Below are 16,211 nucleotides of genomic sequence, written 5' to 3'. Positions count from 1 at the left end.
ACGCGCTATCGCACTATCGTCGCCACCGCCTCGACCTCGTTCCATTCCGCCGAGTTCTGCGGCGTGCGCGCCTGCAGCAACGCCAGCAGCGCACGGGCCGCCTGGCCGAACGCCGGCTGGCCGACGCCGGCGGCTTCGTGCAGGGCCACTGCCAGCTTGCAGTAGACGCTAACCTGCTCGGGGTCCAGATGATGCGGGGTCGTGCTGCTGCCGGGATCGGTGATGCCGACGCGGGCCTGCAGCCCGCCCTGCGGGTCTGCTTCCCAGCTCAATGCCTCGAAATGCTCGGACGGAATCAAGGTGGCCATGTGGAACAGCATGTCGGCCGAGGCCGAGCCAAGCAGGCGCATCAACGCGTGGTGCGGATCGTCCACGCCCGCCGCGTGCAGGATGCCCCTGGCCAGTTGGCCGGCGTCGCGCGTGGCCACGAGCGCGTCGCGGATCCTGCCCAGCTCTTGGCTGTCTTCCAGGCCCAGGGTCAGCCGCAACTTGCCAGTGGCCACCAGCGTCATGTTGGCGTGGGGGAAGCCGAAGCTGGGCCGGTTGGCGCTGGCGATGTCCTGAGCCTGCATCATTCGTGTGATGCGGTCATAAAGCCCAGCGTACAGCGGCGTGTTGTACGGCGTCCGGTTGGGGTCGCTCATCGCATAGGGCGAGCGCAGGTCCAGGAAGACGACGCTGTCGTCGTCATTGGGCGCGACCAGCAGCATTTCGTCGCCCCGCGTCTCGGCGGTGACCATGTCCGACGGCAGGCCCTCCGTCGCCTGTGGGTCCAGCATGCGGCGGTGCGCGTCCATGATGGCGCCGCGATACGTGTCCAGCCCCTGCTGCGCGTGCTTCTGCAGGTGCAGGATGCCCTGGAAATTGGCCGTGGCGGTGGGCGGGTCGAGCTCCGCGCCTTCCCGGTAGTTCTGGTAGGCCTGCGGGTCGTTGTAGCTGGCGATGAAGCCGGCGTTGTAGTTGTCCATGCCGGCCATGTCGAACTTCTGCGCGCTGCGGAACAGCACCAGGTTCAGCCGCCCCGAGTCGATGGCGGGCGACAGCCGCTCGATCAGGTCGCGGATTTCCGGCGCGTCGTTCAGCGCGATGGTGGTGTCTATGGCGACGGTGAAGCGCTCGTCGACGATGGCGGGATCGGCGTCCAGCATGGCCAGGATGATGGCCGCCAGGTCTTCCTGGCGGTACCGGTCCTTTTCCAGCGAGATGTTGTGATGGAACTCGGCCACGAACAGGTTCAGCGGCTGGTCTCCGGTCTGACTGCGCAACGAGTCGACGACCGCGTCGACGCGCGTGCCGTCCACCGACGCGTGGCGATACGACGAGGCGCCCTGCAGCACGTGCAGCGACTCCTCGTAGTAAGTGCCGCTGAGCGAGGCCGTGTTCAATGCGCGCGAACCGACCTGGCTCTCCACGCCGCTCAGGATGCTGTTGAACGCGTTCATGCCGCCATTGGCCAGTCCGTAAGCCGGTTGCAGGCCCGCGGTGGTGGGCGGCAGGTGCAGGTTCAGCGAATCGGGGTCGTGCGGTTGCAGTATCGCCACCAGCGTGGCGATTTCCTCGTGCGCCAGCTGGATGTGATTCAGGAACGCCGCCGCATCGTCTTGTGCCGCCACCGCGTTTTCCACGTGATGCAGCACGCGGTTGTACAGGTACTGGAACACAGGGCCGGTCACGGGATCCTGCGCCGCTTCGTCCAATTCGCGCAGGCCGACTTCGTCGGGGATGCCTCGCAGCAGGTCCAGCGTGATGCCGGCCAGCACGCCCGTGCGCGGCGTGCCGCGTTCGGATTCGGGCGTCTTGCCATAGGCGGTCTCCATGCGGCGCAGGGCCGTGAGCGGCTCGCTGCCCATCAGTTCGTCGAAGCTGGCGAACTGCCGCAGCGCGCGCGCGTCCTGCGGCAGGAGGACGGCATCGGGCACTATCTGGCCGTAGCTCAGTACCTGGCTGATCGTGCCGACCGACGACAGGCGGCTCCAGTTCTCGGCGATCTGCATCGGACCGGCCGTGAATCCGCTGTGGCTGAGCAGGCTGTTGGGAAGGTCCTCGATCAGCCCGCGTGCCTGCTGGCCATTGCCGCGCGCCACCAGCAGCACCGGCTGGCCGTTCATGTTGGCCGTGCCGCCGATCATGACGCGCGCCAGCGCGGTTTCCAGCAGTTTCCTGGCCAGTTCGTCGCGGTCCTCATTGCTGAGGTTGCGCTGGCGGGCCACGGCGTTCATGTGACTGTCGATGTGCGCGGCCAGTTCGTCGCGCGCCTGGTCCACGATCTCGGCCACGGCGGCGCGCAGTCCGTCGCCGTCCAGCTCGTGCGCGGACGGGATCCGGGCCAGGCGCGCCGTGATGTCCAGGAAGAAGCCGCCCGCATCGATGGTGCAGGCCTGCACGATGCGGTCGAAAATCTGGCCGGCCTGCGCATCGTCGTAGTCGAGGTCGTGCTGCTGCACGGTGGACATGCCGCACATGCGTTCGATGGCCTGCAGCGCCTGACGGCTGGAGATGGGCAGCGCGGCCATCTCGTGGTCCGACATCAGCTCGTTGCGGAACCACTCGTAGAGCGAGGCGCCCTGGATGTTGCGGTAGTAGGTGCCGGTATTGGATTGCCAGGCGGCGTGCTGCCACCCCTGCGGCATGGACTCGCCGATGGCATAGCGGTGCAGGTATCCGATGGAGCGCTGCAGGAGCGCATCCACCATCTGGGGCGGCATCCCGTCCCGCCTTGCGAAGGCGCCGAGCACCGCGCGGTTGAGGTGCCAGTCGCGCTGTCCGAAGTCGACATTGTCGCTGAACTGCACGGCATTGAAGTAGTCGCCAGGCCGTCCAGCAGCGTTCGAGGGCGCGGCAAGATGCGTGGCGAGCGGCGCGAAGCCTGGGGGTTCGGGTATGTCGCTGCGCGCTTCCGCGCGCGGCCGGGTGTGCAGCAGGCCATAGGGAACCGGCTGGTCCAGCAGCGCAAACGTATGGTGGGGCGGCTGTTGCGGCGCCAGTGCTTGAAAGAAGCCTGCCACCGCGCGATCCACCGCGCGCTCCAGCAACGGTCGCGGGCATTGGATGCGCAGGTTGCCAAGGGCACGGTCCACGTGCTCGCGCAGCGCCGTCTCGGCGTAGTCGAGACTGCCGGGATTGTGCCGGGCCAGCGCGTCGGCCATCCAGGTCCCCCGCGGATCCAGCAGGCTGGTGACGGCGTCCGCCACGTTGGCGATCGGCGCGTTGTCCAGTCGCATCGCGCTGTCGTCCGCGGCGCGCACCGCGGCCGCGGACAGGGGCGTCGCGTCGTCGAGCAGGTCGATGCGAGAGGCGATCTCGAGCACGTGGAAGGCGTCGTAGTGCTGCGACAGCGCCGCAATGAAAGCCTGCTTCAGTTGCCGATTGGCGAGCTCATCCGCCTTGCGGGCGTCGTAGCTCGTGATCGTGGCGTCCGTGGCGGTGCGCACCTGCACCTGGTTCTGGGCCTGGTCGGCGAAGTGCAGCGTGTCCCCGGCATTGGCCTGGCGGGCTTGCGTGAACACTTGAGTCAGATCGAGCGGCATGGCGGTTCCTGTGGCGTCAAGCACGCATATCGGGGGAGAAGGAGACGGTGGGCGCGGTCCCGCGCGTGGACCATGTGCGGGTCCATTGCCGCACCTCGTGGGCGCATTGCTCGATCTGCGGAATCAGGTCGGGAAGGTCGGCATGATGCAGCGACACCAGGCACAGCAGCACCGCCTGGCCGGTGGCGGCTTCGCGCACCAGGGAATGGCGCCGTGCCTGCCCGAACCAGTTGGCCACCAGCAAGGCGGGCAGGGCGTCCCGGGTTTCGGCATCGCCGATACGGCCGTAGATCTCCAGCAGCTGTTCGCGCCACCGCGGACGCAGATGCAGCAACGTCCCGTCGTGCAGGATGATGTGATGGCCGTCCGGTGACGGCGCCGCGGGCGGCTGCGCGCCCCAGTGGCGCAACAGTCCGTCCAGCAGGGCCTCGTGGCCCATCGCGGGCGGCGGGTCATCGGGAACGGCATTCGGGGGCGGCAGGGCGGGCCAGGCCCGCAGCCGGTCGTGGAAGGCTTCCAGCAACGACAGCAGTCCGGCGCCGTCCAGGCTCGCCAACAAGGTAGTTGTGCTCAGCGCCAGTTGGCGGCCGTGCGGATCGAGGCACGCAACGATGCGCGTTCCCACGGCGAAATAGCCTTCCGCCAGGGTTTGGCGCAGCGCGGCGGGATGCGGGTTCTCGCCCGGCGCCGCCAGCGGCGCATACACGGTCAGCCAGTCGCCATGCGGGTCGGCCGCCAGGTTGACCGGCCGTTCGTCGCCCGGCTCTCCGCGTCCGAACATCAGCGTGTACTCGCCCTGTGCGTCGGGCTCGGGCGCTGGCAGGCCCGTGGCATCGGTGAAATCGCGCAGCAGCGAGAGAAAGCGGGCAGGCGGGACGGCGGTGGTCTGCATGGCGGCACGGAATCGTTGAACGACGCCGGGTGGGTAACCGGTTTGCTGTCCGGAGTTCCATGCCGCGGGCAGGTAAACTCGCATGCCATGAACGCCTTGGCCGACGCAGTCCGTCGGCCCCGCAGCCTGGTGTGGTTGCGCCAACCTGCCCCCGCGCGGGGCCCCATGCAGACAGGAGACCCTTCATCATGACGATCCGCAATCTCGCCCTGGCGGCGGCGCTGAGCCTGTGCACCGCCGCAGCGTGGGCCGACAGCTACAAGGCCGGCGCGATCGAGGTGGACGACCTGTGGGTGCGCGCCTCCGCGCCCGGCCAGCCCAACGGCGCCGGCTATCTGGAGATCGAGAATGATGGCCGGGCGGTGGATCGCCTGGTGTCGGTGCGTTCGGATGTGGCCGAGCGCGTCGAGCTGCACACCATCGACAACGAGAATGGCGTGGCGCGCATGCGCGCCGTGGAAGGCGGCGTCGAAGTGCCCGCAGGCGGCGAAGTGAAGTTCGCGCCCGGCGGATATCACGTCATGTTCATGAAGCTGAAGGCGCCCTTCGCGGAAGGCTCGCAGGTGCCGGCCACGCTGGTCTTCGAAAAGGCGGGCGAGGTCGCGGTGAAGTTCGACGTGAAGCCGTTGACGCACAATCCCGCGGGCGCCGGCCATGGCGGTCATGGCGGCCACGGCGGCATGAAGCACTAGTCCGGGCGTGGGCTGGGCTTGGCCCCGGGGCCAGGCCCAGCGCAGCCGGCCCTATGCGCCGTAGTCGCGCGCGCCGAACAGCGCGCTGCCGATGCGCACCTCCGTCGAGCCTTCCTCGATGGCCAGTTCGAAGTCGCCGCTCATGCCCATCGACAGGCGTTCCAGCGAGACGCCGTCGATTCCTTCGCCGCGCATCTGGTCGCGCAGCGTGCGCAGCCGCGCGAAGCATGCGCGCACCGCGCCCGCGTCGTCGGAATTCACCGCCATGGTCATCAGGCCCTGCACGCGCAGCGCCGGACAGCCGCGCGCCACCGCGCGCAGCAGCGCGGGAAGGTCTTCGGGCGCCAGGCCGAACTTGCTGGGCTCGGGCGAGGTCTTGACCTGCACCAGCACATCCAGCACGCGGCCTTCCAGATCCAGGCGGCGCTGCAGCGCCTCGGCCAGCTCCAGCCGGTCCAGCGACTGCACCTCGGCCGCTATGCGCGCCGCTTCTTTGGCCTTGTTGGTCTGCAGATGGCCGATCATCACCCACTGCAGTCCCAGGTCTGCCAGTTCGGGGGCCTTCTGGCGGATCTCTTGTGTCTTGTTTTCACCGAAACGGCGCAGCCCCAGCCCGGCGGCCTCGCGCACCGCCCCTGCATCGAAGGTCTTGCTGACGGGCAACAGCGCCACGCTGTCGTGCGGGCGACCGGCGCGGTCGCAGGCCGCCGCCATGCGCGCGCGTATCGCGGCCAGCCGGTCCGCCATGGTGGTGGGAAAGGAATCGCTCATGCTGCAAACCTGGAAATGAAGGCGCCCGCAGGCTCGTCGCCGCATTATCCCATCGCGGCATCGCGCGGCCGACCGTCGCGTTGACCCTGCCAGGACGGCAGGCATAGAATCGCTCGGAATTTCTATATACCTGAAAGTTTGCTGTTTCCTCCGGCGCACGTGTGTTCCACGCAGGTCGCGCATTCCTCTTCTTCTTCCATCGCCACCATGTCCGCCGCAGCGCCGCAATACGCTTTCGCCGATCCCTTCAAGCACCAGTACATCCCGCCCATACGCTCGCTGATGCCCTACGCCATGCGGCCCGGCACCATCTCGCTGGCCGGCGGCTATCCGGCGCAGGAACTGTTCGACCTCGAGGGCCTGGGCGAGGCATCCAACCAGGTGCTGACGCGCCTGGGCGCCTGTCTGCAGTATTCCAACATCGACGGACAGGCCAGCCTGCGCCACGAACTGGCGCGCCTGTCCGCGCAGCGCGGCATCCAGTGCGACCCGGACACCGAACTGGCCGTCACGGGCGGCTCTCAGCAGGCCATGGCGTTGCTGGCGCGCGTGATGCTGCAGCCCGGCGACTGCGTCATCATCGAGAACCCGGCCTTCCCCAATTCGGTGAACGCCATGTCGTACACCGGGGCCACGGTGCACACGGTGCCCTCGGGCCCGCACGGCATCGACGTGGACGCGCTCGACGAACTGGCCGCGCGCGTCAAACCCAAGATTGTCAGCGTGGTCGCGTCGTTCTCGAACCCTTGCGGCGCCACGCTGGCGCGCGAACAACGCGTGCGTCTGCTCGAACTGGCGGTGAAGCATCGCTTCCTCATCGTCGAGGACGACCCCTATGGCGAACTGCGTTTCGCGGGCGAGCTGGTGCCGCCCATCGCCGCGCTGGCCGAGGGCGAGGCCCGCAACTGGGCGGTGTACATCTCCAGCATGTCCAAGACGATGGCGCCGGCGCTGCGCATCGGCTGGCTGGTCGCGCCGGCGGCGGTGCGGCGCCGCTGCGTCAGCGCCAAGGCCGCCGACGACATGGCCAGCCCCGCGTGGATCCAGGAGATCGTGGCGCAATACCTGGCCAACGACCGCTACGCCGTGCACGTGCCGCGCATCCGCGAGGCCTACGGCAAGCGCTGCGACGCCATGGCCCAGGCGCTCGAGCGCGACATGGCCGGGCACATCGAGTTCGTCAAGCCCGAGGGCGGCATGTTCTTCTGGGCGCGCCTGACCGGCGACATCGACGCCACGCGCCTCTTGCCCCATGCCATCGAGAAGGAAGTGGTCTACGTGCCGGGCAAGGCCTTCTACGCCGACGTCGCGGGGGCGGACCTGCATGCCATGCGCATGTCGTTCGCCACCATGAACGAAGAGCAGATCGCGCTGGGCATACAGCGGCTGGGCCTGGCCCTGCGCGCCTGCGAGGCCGGCGAGCCGGTGTCGGTCACCCTGCCGGAATAACCCAACCGCGCAAAACGGCATAAGCCGCGGCGCCGCGGTCATTTGGCGCCGCGCCGCCCTGTCGCTAAGCTTGTGCACTATCGCGGGGGATCCACCCCGCCGTGCAGGAGAAGCGAAATGAAGACCAGGAAAGCGATGCGGTATTTGGCGGCCGGCGCCTTGTTGGCGGGCGCGTTGCAGGGCGCGCAGGCAGCGACGATAGATGTGGTGAAGCAGCGCGGCGTGGTCGCGTGCGGTACGACCACCGGCTTCGCCGGCTTCTCGGCGCCGGACGCCAAGGGCGAATGGCGCGGCCTGGACGTGGACCTGTGCCGAGCGGTGGCCGCGGCGGTGTTCGGCGACGCCTCCAGAATCAAGGTCGTGCCGCTGAATTCGCAACAGCGCTTCACCGCGCTGCAATCCGGCGAGATAGACGTCCTGACCCGCAACACCACCGTGACGCAGCAGCGCGATACCGCGCTGGGCATCATCCACGCGGGCATCAACTTTTATGACGGCCAGGGCTTCCTGGTGCCCAAGTCGCTGGGCGTCACCAGCGCCAGGCAGCTGGACGGCGCCTCGATCTGCCTGCAGACCGGCACGTCCAACGAAAATACGCTGGCCGACTGGGCGCGCGCCAACCAGGTCAAGTACAAGCCCGTGGTCATCGAGACCTTCGACGCCGTGGTCAATGCCTTCGCCTCGGGCCGCTGCGATGTCTTCAGCACCGATGCATCGGGCCTGGCCTCGATCCGCATCTCGAAGCTGCAGAAGCCGGACGATTATGTGGTGCTGCCCGAAATCATCTCGAAAGAGCCGCTGGGCCCCTTCGTGCGCCAGGGCGACGATGCATGGCTGAACGTGGTGCGCTGGTCGCTGTCGGCGATGATCGAAGCCGAGGAGTACGGCATCACCAGCGCCAACGTCGACCAGCAGCTGAAAAGCCAGAATCCCAACGTGCAGCGCATTCTCGGCGTGACGCCCGGCGCCGGCAAGAACATGGGGCTGGACGACAAGTGGGCCTACAACATCGTCAAGCAGGTGGGCAACTACGGCGAGAGCTTCGAGCGCAACGTGGGGCAGGGCAGCCCGCTGAAGATCCAGCGCGGGCTCAATCGCCAGTGGCAGGACGGCGGCCTGATGTACGCGCTGCCGATACGCTGATCCGCCAGGGCCTGTTGACAGGCCCTAGCCCCGCGGAGCCCGGTTCGGCTCTTGCACGGGGTCGTCATTCGGCCGGTTGCGGTACAGCATCGATATTTTCGCGAAGGCCACCTGCAGCTCGCGAGTGCCGCCCTGGAACACCACCGGGCGGCCGCGCCACGGAATCACCACCAGCCGTTGCGTGAACAGCAACGGCACGAACCTGGCAAGACGGATGTCCTCCCAGGCCACCTGGCGCTGCCTGATCCAGGTCTGTCGCAGGCCGGTTTCGTCGATGGTGGTGACGGACATCTGCATGTGCCACGACAGCACCGCCAGCGCAAGGAAAGCCACGATCGCCACGCCCGCCATCAGCAGGTTGGGCTGGTCCTGCGGCATGCGGATGCCGGCGCTGATGGCCTGCATGCCCAGCACGGCCAGGACGATCCACGCCAGGATGCGCACCCAGTCCGGCCAGGCCTGGCCGGACAGCGGCAGCGGACCGATCTCCGCCAGCAGCGCTTCGCGGTCGTGAATGGTCGGAGTAGAGGTTGGGTCGCTCATGGGATATCGATTGCCGTGGGCAAGACGCGGCGTGCCTCAGGCCGCGCGCTTGGCCGCCGTGGCGTTGCCGGCGCGGCTGCCGCCCTTGCGGTCCAGGAAGCCCGAAATCCATTGGCCTGTGTCGACCACCGCGTCGAAGTCCACGCCCGTGTCGATGTCCAGGCCGCGCAGCATGTACAGCACGTCTTCGGTGGCCACGTTGCCGGTGGCGCCCTTGGCATACGGGCATCCGCCCAGGCCCGAGGCGGACGAGTGGAAAATGCTGATGCCGGCCTCGAGCGCGGCCAGGATGTTGGCCAGCGATTGCCCGTAGGTGTCGTGGAAATGGCCCGAGATGCGGGCCGGATCGACCACTGCGGTGACCGCGTCCATTACCTGGCGGACCCGGCGCGGCGTGCCCACGCCGATGGTGTCGGCCACGTCGATCTCGTCACAGCCCAAGGCCAGGTAGCGGCGCGCCACGTCCACCACGGCCTCGATGGGCACCTCGCCCTGGTAGGGACATCCCAGGGCGCAACTGATGCTGCCTCGCAGGCGCACGCCGGCCGCCTTGGCAGCCTGCGCCACGGGCTCGAAGCGGGCGATGGACTCGGCGATGGAGCAGTTGATGTTCTTCTGCGAGAACGCTTCGCTGGCCGCGCCGAAGATGACCACTTCGTCGGCCTTGGCCGCCAGCGCTCCTTCCAGGCCCTTCATGTTGGGCGTCAGCACCGAATAGATGGTGCCGGGCCGGCGTGTGATGCCGGCCATCACCTTCGCGCCGTCTGCCATCTGCGGCACCCACTTCGGCGACACGAACGAGGCGGCCTCCACATTCGCGAATCCGGCCGCCGACAGGCGGTCGATCAGCTCGATCTTGATCGCGGTGGGGACGAAGTTCTTCTCGTTCTGCAGGCCGTCGCGCGGGGCGACTTCGACGATTTTGGCTCGGGTGGGAAGCGGCATGGTTGTTCCAGTCTCGGGATGGGCGGGCCGGGTTCGACCGCCGGTCTTGCCTCTATAGTAGCCCCGCGCGACACCGACACCGACGCCCACGCAGGCGTCGCGTCATTTCAGGCGCTGGTACCGTCCCCCGTCGATGCGGGCGATGCGGCCGTCCAGTTCGAGCTCCAGCAGCTGCGCCTGCAAGGTCGATGTGTCCAGCCCGGTGCGGGCCTGCAGCACGTCGGGGTGCAGGGGGTCGTAGCCCAGGGCTTGCAGCAGCGGATGCTCGGGGGCTGCTGCCGCCGCTTCGGCGGAGCGGCCGGCGTCGCGGGGCCGCGGGGCGCGCGCCTGCGCCGTACCGACGGCGGCGCCCAGTTCGTCGGTGATGTCCTGCGCGGTCTCGACCAGTTTGGCGCCCTGGCGGATCAGCGCATGGCAGCCGCGCGACAGGGGCGAATGAATCGAGCCCGGAATGGCGAACACCTCGCGTCCGCCCTCGGCGGCAAGCCGCGCGGTGATCAGCGAGCCGCTCTGGCGGGCCGCCTCGACCACCAGCACCCCGCGCGCCAAACCGGCCACCAGGCGATTGCGCTTCGGAAAATGGTGCTTCAGCGCGGGTGTGCCCAGCGGCAGCTCGCTCACCAGCGCCCCTTGCGTCGCGATGCGGTGCGCCAGGTCGCGGTGGCTGGCGGGATAGACCCGGTCGATGCCGGTGCCCATTACCGCGACCGTGCCCGCGCCTTCGGGCCCGGCCTGCAGCGCTCCTTCGTGCGCCGCGGCATCGATGCCCTGCGCGAGGCCGCTGATCACGGTCCAGCCGTGGCCGGCCAGATGACGCGCGAAGGCCCGGGCGTTGTCCTCTCCGCCCGGCGTGGCGCTGCGCGCGCCCACCACGGCCAGCGCGGGGCCTTGAAGGCGGGCCGCGTCGCCCGTCACGTACAGCAGCACCGGAGGATCCGCGATGGTCAGGAGCTGCTGCGGATATGCGGGGTCCGCCAGCGTCAGGATGTGCCGGCCGGGTTCTGCCACCCATTGCAGGGTGCGCTCGATCTGCGCGAGTACGTCGTCCGGCGCATCTCCGGCCAACTGCCGCGCCAGGTCCTGCGGCACGTGGCGCGCCAGGGTGGCGGCGCTTTGGCCGTAGATCTGTTCGGGCATGCCCAAGGCCGCCAGCAGCGTGTAGGCAGTGGCCGGACCCACTCCGGGTTCGAGCGACAGGCGCAGCCAGGCGGACAGTTCGGCGGAGGAGTGCGACAGCGGCATCGTGCGGGCGGTAAAGGGCGGCGGTAAAGGGCCGCCCCGCGGGGCGGCGGCATCCATCGGGAACGCGCCGTAGTGTCGCATGGCCCGTGCCGCGAACACCGGCGCGCCGTGCTGGAAGCGGCACGCCGCGTTATGGGCCGTTTAGGGGAAAACTATTAGAAATCAAGGCTCTGATCAATTATCATGTAACACCAGAGTCATCACGCGCACCTCTCTCCATGGCATTGCTTCCCATCCTCCGTTTCCCCGATCCTCGCCTGCACAAAAAGGCCAAGCCGGTCGAGGTGGTGGACGACCGCATCCGTAAACTGGTGCGCGACATGGCCGACACCATGTACGAGGCGCCCGGCGTCGGCCTGGCCGCCACGCAGGTCGACGTGCACGAGCGCATCGTCGTCATCGACGTCTCCGAAGAGGGCAACCAGCTGCGCGTGCTGATCAACCCCGAGATCACCTGGAAAAGCGAAGAGCGGCAAACCTACGAGGAAGGCTGCCTGTCCGTTCCCGGCATCTACGACGAGGTCGAACGCGCCGCGCGCATCCGCTGCAAGGCGCTGGACGAGACCGGCAAGCCCTACGAATTCGACGCCGACGGCCTGCTGGCGGTCTGTGTGCAGCACGAGATCGACCATCTGGACGGCAAGGTGTTCGTCGAATACCTGTCCACCCTCAAGCAGAACCGCATCAAGACCAAGATGAAGAAGGCCGAGCGCGAGGCGCTGAAGGCCTGAAGTCCCACCCCCAGAACGCCGAAGCCGCTTTCCCGCGGCTTCGGCGTTTTTCTTTTGAGCGCCCGTCTAGACGCCCGGATGTTGCGCATAAACCGCGATATTTAGGTTACTTTTGTAACTTCATGCACAACTTTTGAATTGTGCCGTAACGTACAAGAAACTATCAACATTCAGCTGGGGCAAGGCTGATGGATATTTCGAACGCGTGTTACGACGCAACCGTGCACTCGATCTATGAGGCAGCACTTCGTCCGTTGGCATGGCGCGATTTCTTCGCCGCCCTGGGCCGCGCCATCGACGCATCCACCGTCCATCTCGTGGCGGTGGACAAGCGACAGGGAATCCTGTCGTACAGCGATGGCCACAACCTGCCTTCGTCGGGCCGGCTTGCGCATCTGCGGCAGGACAGCCGGATCCATGCCCGGATTGCGGCGATGACGGCCTGCGCGCCGGGCCGGTGGCTGCATTCGCAGGAGCGCTGCAACGCTTGCTGCCCCTCGCCCAGTCCCTTCGTCGACGACCTCCTCGTTCCCGATGGCCTGTGCCACGTCTCCGGCTGCAAGTTGCTGGACGACGAAACCGCCTGCGTCTTTTTCTCCGTCTCGCGCGGCCCGCGGCAGCCTCCGTTCGGCGCGGAAGAAATCGGCTTTCTCGAAAGGTTGACCCCGCACCTGCAGCGTGCGGCGCAACTGCAGAGCAACCGGTTCGTGTCGTCCACCCAGGCGCTGATCGGGCACGCGCTGGTCAACAAGCTCCGCCAGCCCGTGGCCCTGCTCGAGCCCAATGGCACGATGGTCTCGATCAACGATGCCTGCCGCCGCCTGTTGGATGCCACGCCGTTGTTGCGTGCAGAGGGCGGCGCTTTGCGGCTGCCGGAGCCATACCAGCAGGAATTCACCCGCGGCTGCGAGGCACTGGTGGCGCACCGCAGGCGCATCGCCGAGGACGACAGCGATGAACCGGCCGGCTACCACACGCTCCAGGTGTGTTCGTCCACCCATCCGCCGGACGACGTACTGTTCGCGTTCTACACGGTGTTGATGTCGGAAGACGCCAACGACATCTACGGCATGCCGCCCCTGATGCTGGTGCTGTTCCACCATCCGGCAACCGCGGCGCCGCTGGATGCCGAACTGCTCGCCCCCACCTTCGACCTCACTCCCTGCGAGATGCGCGTGAGCCGGCTGCTGGCGGGCGGCTACACGCCCAAGGAAATCGCCGTGCGCGTCGGCGTGCAGCACGACACGGTGCGCAAGCAGTTGCAGTCCATCTACCGCAAGACCACCACCTGCCGCCAGGCCGATCTGATCAGACTGATGGTGTCGCTGCCTTCGAACGCGTTCCTGGCCTGAGCCGTCCGCCATCGGCGCGGTCGCGGTATAAATCGGGCTGGATGCCGGCGCGCGCAGCGTCGCGCTGCGCGCGCCGGCGGCACTCTTCACCTCCATCCCGTCTTCATGCGCCTCGTCTTTGCCGGAACCCCCGAATTCGCCCGTATCGCCCTGGACGCCCTGCTTGCGGCGGGGCATGACATTCCGTTGGTGCTGACGCAGCCCGACCGTCCCGCTGGCCGCGGCCTGAAACTCACGCCCAGCCCCGTGAAGCAGGCGGCGCAGGCCGCCGGGATCGAAGTGGCGCAGCCGCGCAGCCTCAAGCTGGACGGCCGCTATCCCGACGAGGCCGCGGCGGCGCGTGAATGGCTCGTCCGCGTGGCGCCCGACGTGATGGTGGTGGCCGCCTATGGCCTGATCCTGCCTTTGTGGACCTTGCAACTGCCGCGCCTGGGCTGCCTGAACATCCACGCCAGCCTGCTGCCTCGCTGGCGCGGCGCCGCGCCGATCCAGCGCGCCATCGAGGCGGGCGATACCCGCACGGGGGTGACCATCATGCAGATGGACGAAGGGCTGGATACCGGCGACATGCTGCTGGAGCAGGTGGTGCCCATCGGCCCGCAGCAAAGCGCGGCCGAGCTGCACGACGCCTTGGCCCTGGCGGGCGGGCAGGCCATCGTGCAGGCGCTCGACGCGCTGCAGCGCGGCGAACTGACGCCGCGTCCGCAGCCCCAGGAAGGCATTACCTACGCGGCCAAGCTGGACAAGGCCGAGGCCGCGCTCGACTTCACGCAGCCGGCCGACGTGCTGGCGCGCCGGGTGCGGGCGTTCAATCCCGTGCCCGGCGCCACGGTGCGCCTGCCCGGGCTGTCCGAGCCGGTGAAGGTATGGCGGGCGCAGGCCGTTGCGGACGGCGCCGGGCAGGCCGCGCCCGGCACTGTGCTGCGCGCGTCCGCGCAAGGCGTGGACATCGCGGCGGGCCAAGGTGTGCTGCGATTGCTGGAGTTGCAGAAGGCGGGCGGCAAACGGCAACCCGTCGAGGTGTTCATGCAGGGCTGGCAGCCGGCCGGCATGCCATAGCGGCGGCGCGCTACGCTAGCCGGGCGGGCAGGTCGGAGACTTCGAGGAACAACGCGTCCGGCGCGCCGGCGCGCAGCGCATCCACGTGGTTGTAGCCCCATGCCACGCAGCCCACGCGCACGCCGGCCTGCCGGGCCGCATCGATGTCGCGCAATTCGTCGCCGATCAGCATCAGTTCGTCCGGCGGTACGCCATATCGCGCCAGCAGGCGCTTGAGCTTGGCCGCCTTGCCGAACATGTCGGTGCCGCACTCGTAGGCGTCGAACAGCGCGTCCACCTCAGGACCCAGCACGCGCCGCACATTCTCGAGCGAATTCGAGCTGACCACGGCCAGTATCACGCCGGCGCGCCGAAGCTGCGCGAGGGCTTGCGCAATGCCGTCGAACAGGCGCACCTCCGGCCCCGCGTGCTCCATGCGCTGGCGCACGTGCATCATGATGGCGGGCAGCTTCCAGAACGGCACCCGCAGCATCTTCAAGATTTCCTGCGCGTTGCTGTGGCGCATGCGCAGGCGTTCCTGGGCGGTCGGCTTGCGAAAGCCGTAGCGCTCGGCCACGTCGTCCAGGATGCCGTCGAACCAGGGCAGCGTGTCGGCCAGCGTGCCGTCGAAATCGAACGCAGCGACGCGAGGCTTCAAGCCGTTTCCCGCATGGGCGGCGGACCGTTGCGTCGTATCCATTGCAGCACCGGGGCCAGGGCTTCGATGGCTGGCGCGGCGGCCACCACCGTCTGCGCGTCCGTCCAGGGGTAGGGCAGGCCCGTCAGCCATTCCAGCACGGTGTCGCTGGTATGGGCGGGCAGCGTCAGCATGGTCTCGATGGTGATGACCAGCCGGCTGACCAGATGAGGCTCGCGCTGGAAGGCCCACTCGTATCGCCCGCAACCCACGCGCACGTCGCCCGTGGCCTTCTCGGTCATGCCCACCAGCCAGTCGCAGTCGTACTCGTCCAGCACCGCGCCGGCCTCGGGGCGCGACAGGTAGAAGGTGTAGACATTGTCGTAGGTCTGGCCGAAGCGGCGCGCCAGCGTGTCTGCGATGGCGGGCAGGCCGCGCGACTCGGGCGGGAAGGCGATGGCCTGGGTGCGAAGCGCCACCTTCAGCACGGCGTCGGGCGCGAAGGCGCGCGCCATGTACCAGGGGCGGTTCTCGTCCTTGGCATGGAAGTAGTCGCGCAACAGGGTCGCGCTGTCGCGCGCGCCGGCCACCTTCAGTGTTCGCCCGTTTCGATCCATTTTGACACCGTGGGAGCAGAGTAAGCGGCGAATCGGTCGAGCAGCGCCGCGGGATCGGACTCTATCGTCAACATGGCGCGATGCTGTGCGCGCACGAAGGCTTCTTCGACGGTGTGGTCCAGGAAGGCCGCCAGCTGGTCGTAGTAGCCGGCGATGTTGAGCAGGCCGCAGGGCTTGGCGTGCATGCCGAGCTGCGCCCACGTCCAGGTCTCGAAAATTTCTTCCAGCGTGCCGGCGCCGCCGGGCAACGCCACGAACCCATCGGACTCCAGGGCCATCTGGGTCTTGCGTTCGTGCATGGACTGCACCACGCGCAACTCGGTCAGTCCATGGTGCGCGAGCTCTTTGCGCACCAGCGCGTCGGGAATGATGCCCAGCACCCGGCCGCCTTCGGCCAGCACGGCATCGGCCACCGCGCCCATGATGCCGACGCTGGCGCCGCCATACACCAGGCCCAGGTCGCGGCGCACCAGTTCGCGCCCGAAGGCCCGTGCCTGTTCCAGATAGGCCGTCTGCCGGCCGCTGTTCGAACCGCAATACACGCAGATGTTCTTCAAGGTCATGAGCTGGGCGGGCGGGGTAGGCCCGTTACAAAGTGGGGTGCAGTCGCAAGAATCATTAACTAGTGTACG

General features: G+C 68.1%; 15 protein-coding genes. 6 read left to right on the top strand and 9 right to left on the bottom strand.

From position 1 onward, the window contains the following. Positions 1-5: 5 nt before the first annotated feature. Both CAL15_RS22580 and CAL15_RS22575 read right to left on the bottom strand, forming a co-directional pair. Complete coding sequence (locus CAL15_RS22580; RefSeq protein ID WP_086080546.1) at positions 6-3,527, bottom strand: hypothetical protein; 3,522 nt, start codon at positions 3,525-3,527, stop codon at positions 6-8. Between the two features lie 16 nt (positions 3,528-3,543). Continuing rightward, positions 3,544-4,419, bottom strand: a complete 876-nt coding sequence (locus tag CAL15_RS22575) for a type III secretion system chaperone (RefSeq protein ID WP_157666717.1) — start codon at positions 4,417-4,419, stop codon at positions 3,544-3,546. Positions 4,420-4,607: 188 nt separating this feature from the next. Between CAL15_RS22575 and CAL15_RS22570 the strand changes: the two genes are divergently transcribed. Then, positions 4,608-5,111 carry a copper chaperone PCu(A)C gene (locus CAL15_RS22570; protein WP_086080544.1) on the top strand — a complete coding sequence of 168 codons (504 nt, stop codon included), beginning with the start codon at positions 4,608-4,610 and terminating at the stop codon, positions 5,109-5,111. A gap of 51 nt (positions 5,112-5,162) precedes the next feature. On the opposite strand, the gene CAL15_RS22565 is transcribed toward CAL15_RS22570, so the two are convergent. Next, complete coding sequence (locus tag CAL15_RS22565) at positions 5,163-5,882, bottom strand: YggS family pyridoxal phosphate-dependent enzyme (protein ID WP_086080543.1); 720 nt, start codon at positions 5,880-5,882, stop codon at positions 5,163-5,165. Between the two features lie 207 nt (positions 5,883-6,089). On the opposite strand from CAL15_RS22565, the gene CAL15_RS22560 reads away from it, so the two are divergent. Both CAL15_RS22560 and CAL15_RS22555 read left to right on the top strand, forming a co-directional pair. Next, positions 6,090-7,331, top strand: coding sequence for an aminotransferase-like domain-containing protein (locus tag CAL15_RS22560; RefSeq protein WP_086081252.1), 1,242 nt, complete (start codon positions 6,090-6,092; stop codon positions 7,329-7,331). Between the two features lie 135 nt (positions 7,332-7,466). Beyond that, positions 7,467-8,474 (top strand): amino acid ABC transporter substrate-binding protein, encoded by a 1,008-nt coding sequence (locus tag CAL15_RS22555; RefSeq protein ID WP_086081251.1) that lies wholly within the window; start codon positions 7,467-7,469, stop codon positions 8,472-8,474. Positions 8,475-8,498: 24 nt separating this feature from the next. Here CAL15_RS22555 and CAL15_RS22550 read toward each other — a convergent pair whose 3' ends face one another. The 3 genes from CAL15_RS22550 to dprA form a co-directional block, all read right to left on the bottom strand. Then, on the bottom strand, positions 8,499-9,017 hold the full coding sequence (locus CAL15_RS22550; protein WP_086080542.1) for a hypothetical protein: 519 nt from the start codon (positions 9,015-9,017) through the stop codon (positions 8,499-8,501). 36 nt (positions 9,018-9,053) lie between these two features. Beyond that, positions 9,054-9,962, bottom strand: a complete 909-nt coding sequence (locus CAL15_RS22545) for a hydroxymethylglutaryl-CoA lyase (RefSeq protein ID WP_086080541.1) — start codon at positions 9,960-9,962, stop codon at positions 9,054-9,056. 102 nt (positions 9,963-10,064) lie between these two features. Beyond that, positions 10,065-11,204: a DNA-processing protein DprA gene (gene dprA / locus CAL15_RS22540; protein ID WP_086080540.1), complete on the bottom strand. Its 1,140-nt coding sequence runs from the start codon at positions 11,202-11,204 to the stop codon at positions 10,065-10,067. Between the two features lie 218 nt (positions 11,205-11,422). On the opposite strand from dprA, the gene def reads away from it, so the two are divergent. The 3 genes from def (at position 11,423) to fmt (ending at position 14,346) form a co-directional block, all read left to right on the top strand. After that, positions 11,423-11,935, top strand: a complete 513-nt coding sequence (gene def / locus CAL15_RS22535; protein WP_086080539.1) for a peptide deformylase — start codon at positions 11,423-11,425, stop codon at positions 11,933-11,935. Between the two features lie 188 nt (positions 11,936-12,123). Continuing rightward, positions 12,124-13,287: a helix-turn-helix transcriptional regulator gene (locus CAL15_RS22530; RefSeq protein WP_157666716.1), complete on the top strand. Its 1,164-nt coding sequence runs from the start codon at positions 12,124-12,126 to the stop codon at positions 13,285-13,287. A 105-nt stretch (positions 13,288-13,392) separates the two neighbouring features. Next, complete coding sequence (gene fmt / locus CAL15_RS22525; RefSeq protein WP_086080537.1) at positions 13,393-14,346, top strand: methionyl-tRNA formyltransferase; 954 nt, start codon at positions 13,393-13,395, stop codon at positions 14,344-14,346. Positions 14,347-14,356: 10 nt separating this feature from the next. Here fmt and CAL15_RS22520 read toward each other — a convergent pair whose 3' ends face one another. From CAL15_RS22520 to CAL15_RS22510, 3 genes are read right to left on the bottom strand one after another with little or no spacing between them, the layout of a single operon-like run. Further along, the gene (locus tag CAL15_RS22520) at positions 14,357-14,983 is read right to left on the bottom strand and encodes an HAD hydrolase-like protein (RefSeq protein ID WP_086080536.1); all 627 of its coding nucleotides are present in this window, start codon (positions 14,981-14,983) and stop codon (positions 14,357-14,359) included. Further along, a complete protein-coding gene (locus CAL15_RS22515; RefSeq protein WP_086080535.1) occupies positions 14,980-15,579 on the bottom strand; it encodes a hypothetical protein in 600 nt (199 codons plus the stop codon). Before CAL15_RS22515 ends, CAL15_RS22520 begins: the two co-directional genes overlap by 4 nt. Continuing rightward, entirely contained in the window at positions 15,555-16,142 is a 588-nt protein-coding gene (locus CAL15_RS22510; protein WP_086080534.1) for a TIGR00730 family Rossman fold protein, read from the bottom strand. Before CAL15_RS22510 ends, CAL15_RS22515 begins: the two co-directional genes overlap by 25 nt. Positions 16,143-16,211: the final 69 nt, after the last annotated feature.

Source organism: Bordetella genomosp. 13 (assembly GCF_002119665.1).
Taxonomy (GTDB): domain Bacteria; phylum Pseudomonadota; class Gammaproteobacteria; order Burkholderiales; family Burkholderiaceae_B; genus Bordetella.
This window is presented reverse-complemented; position numbering and strand designations above follow the sequence as displayed.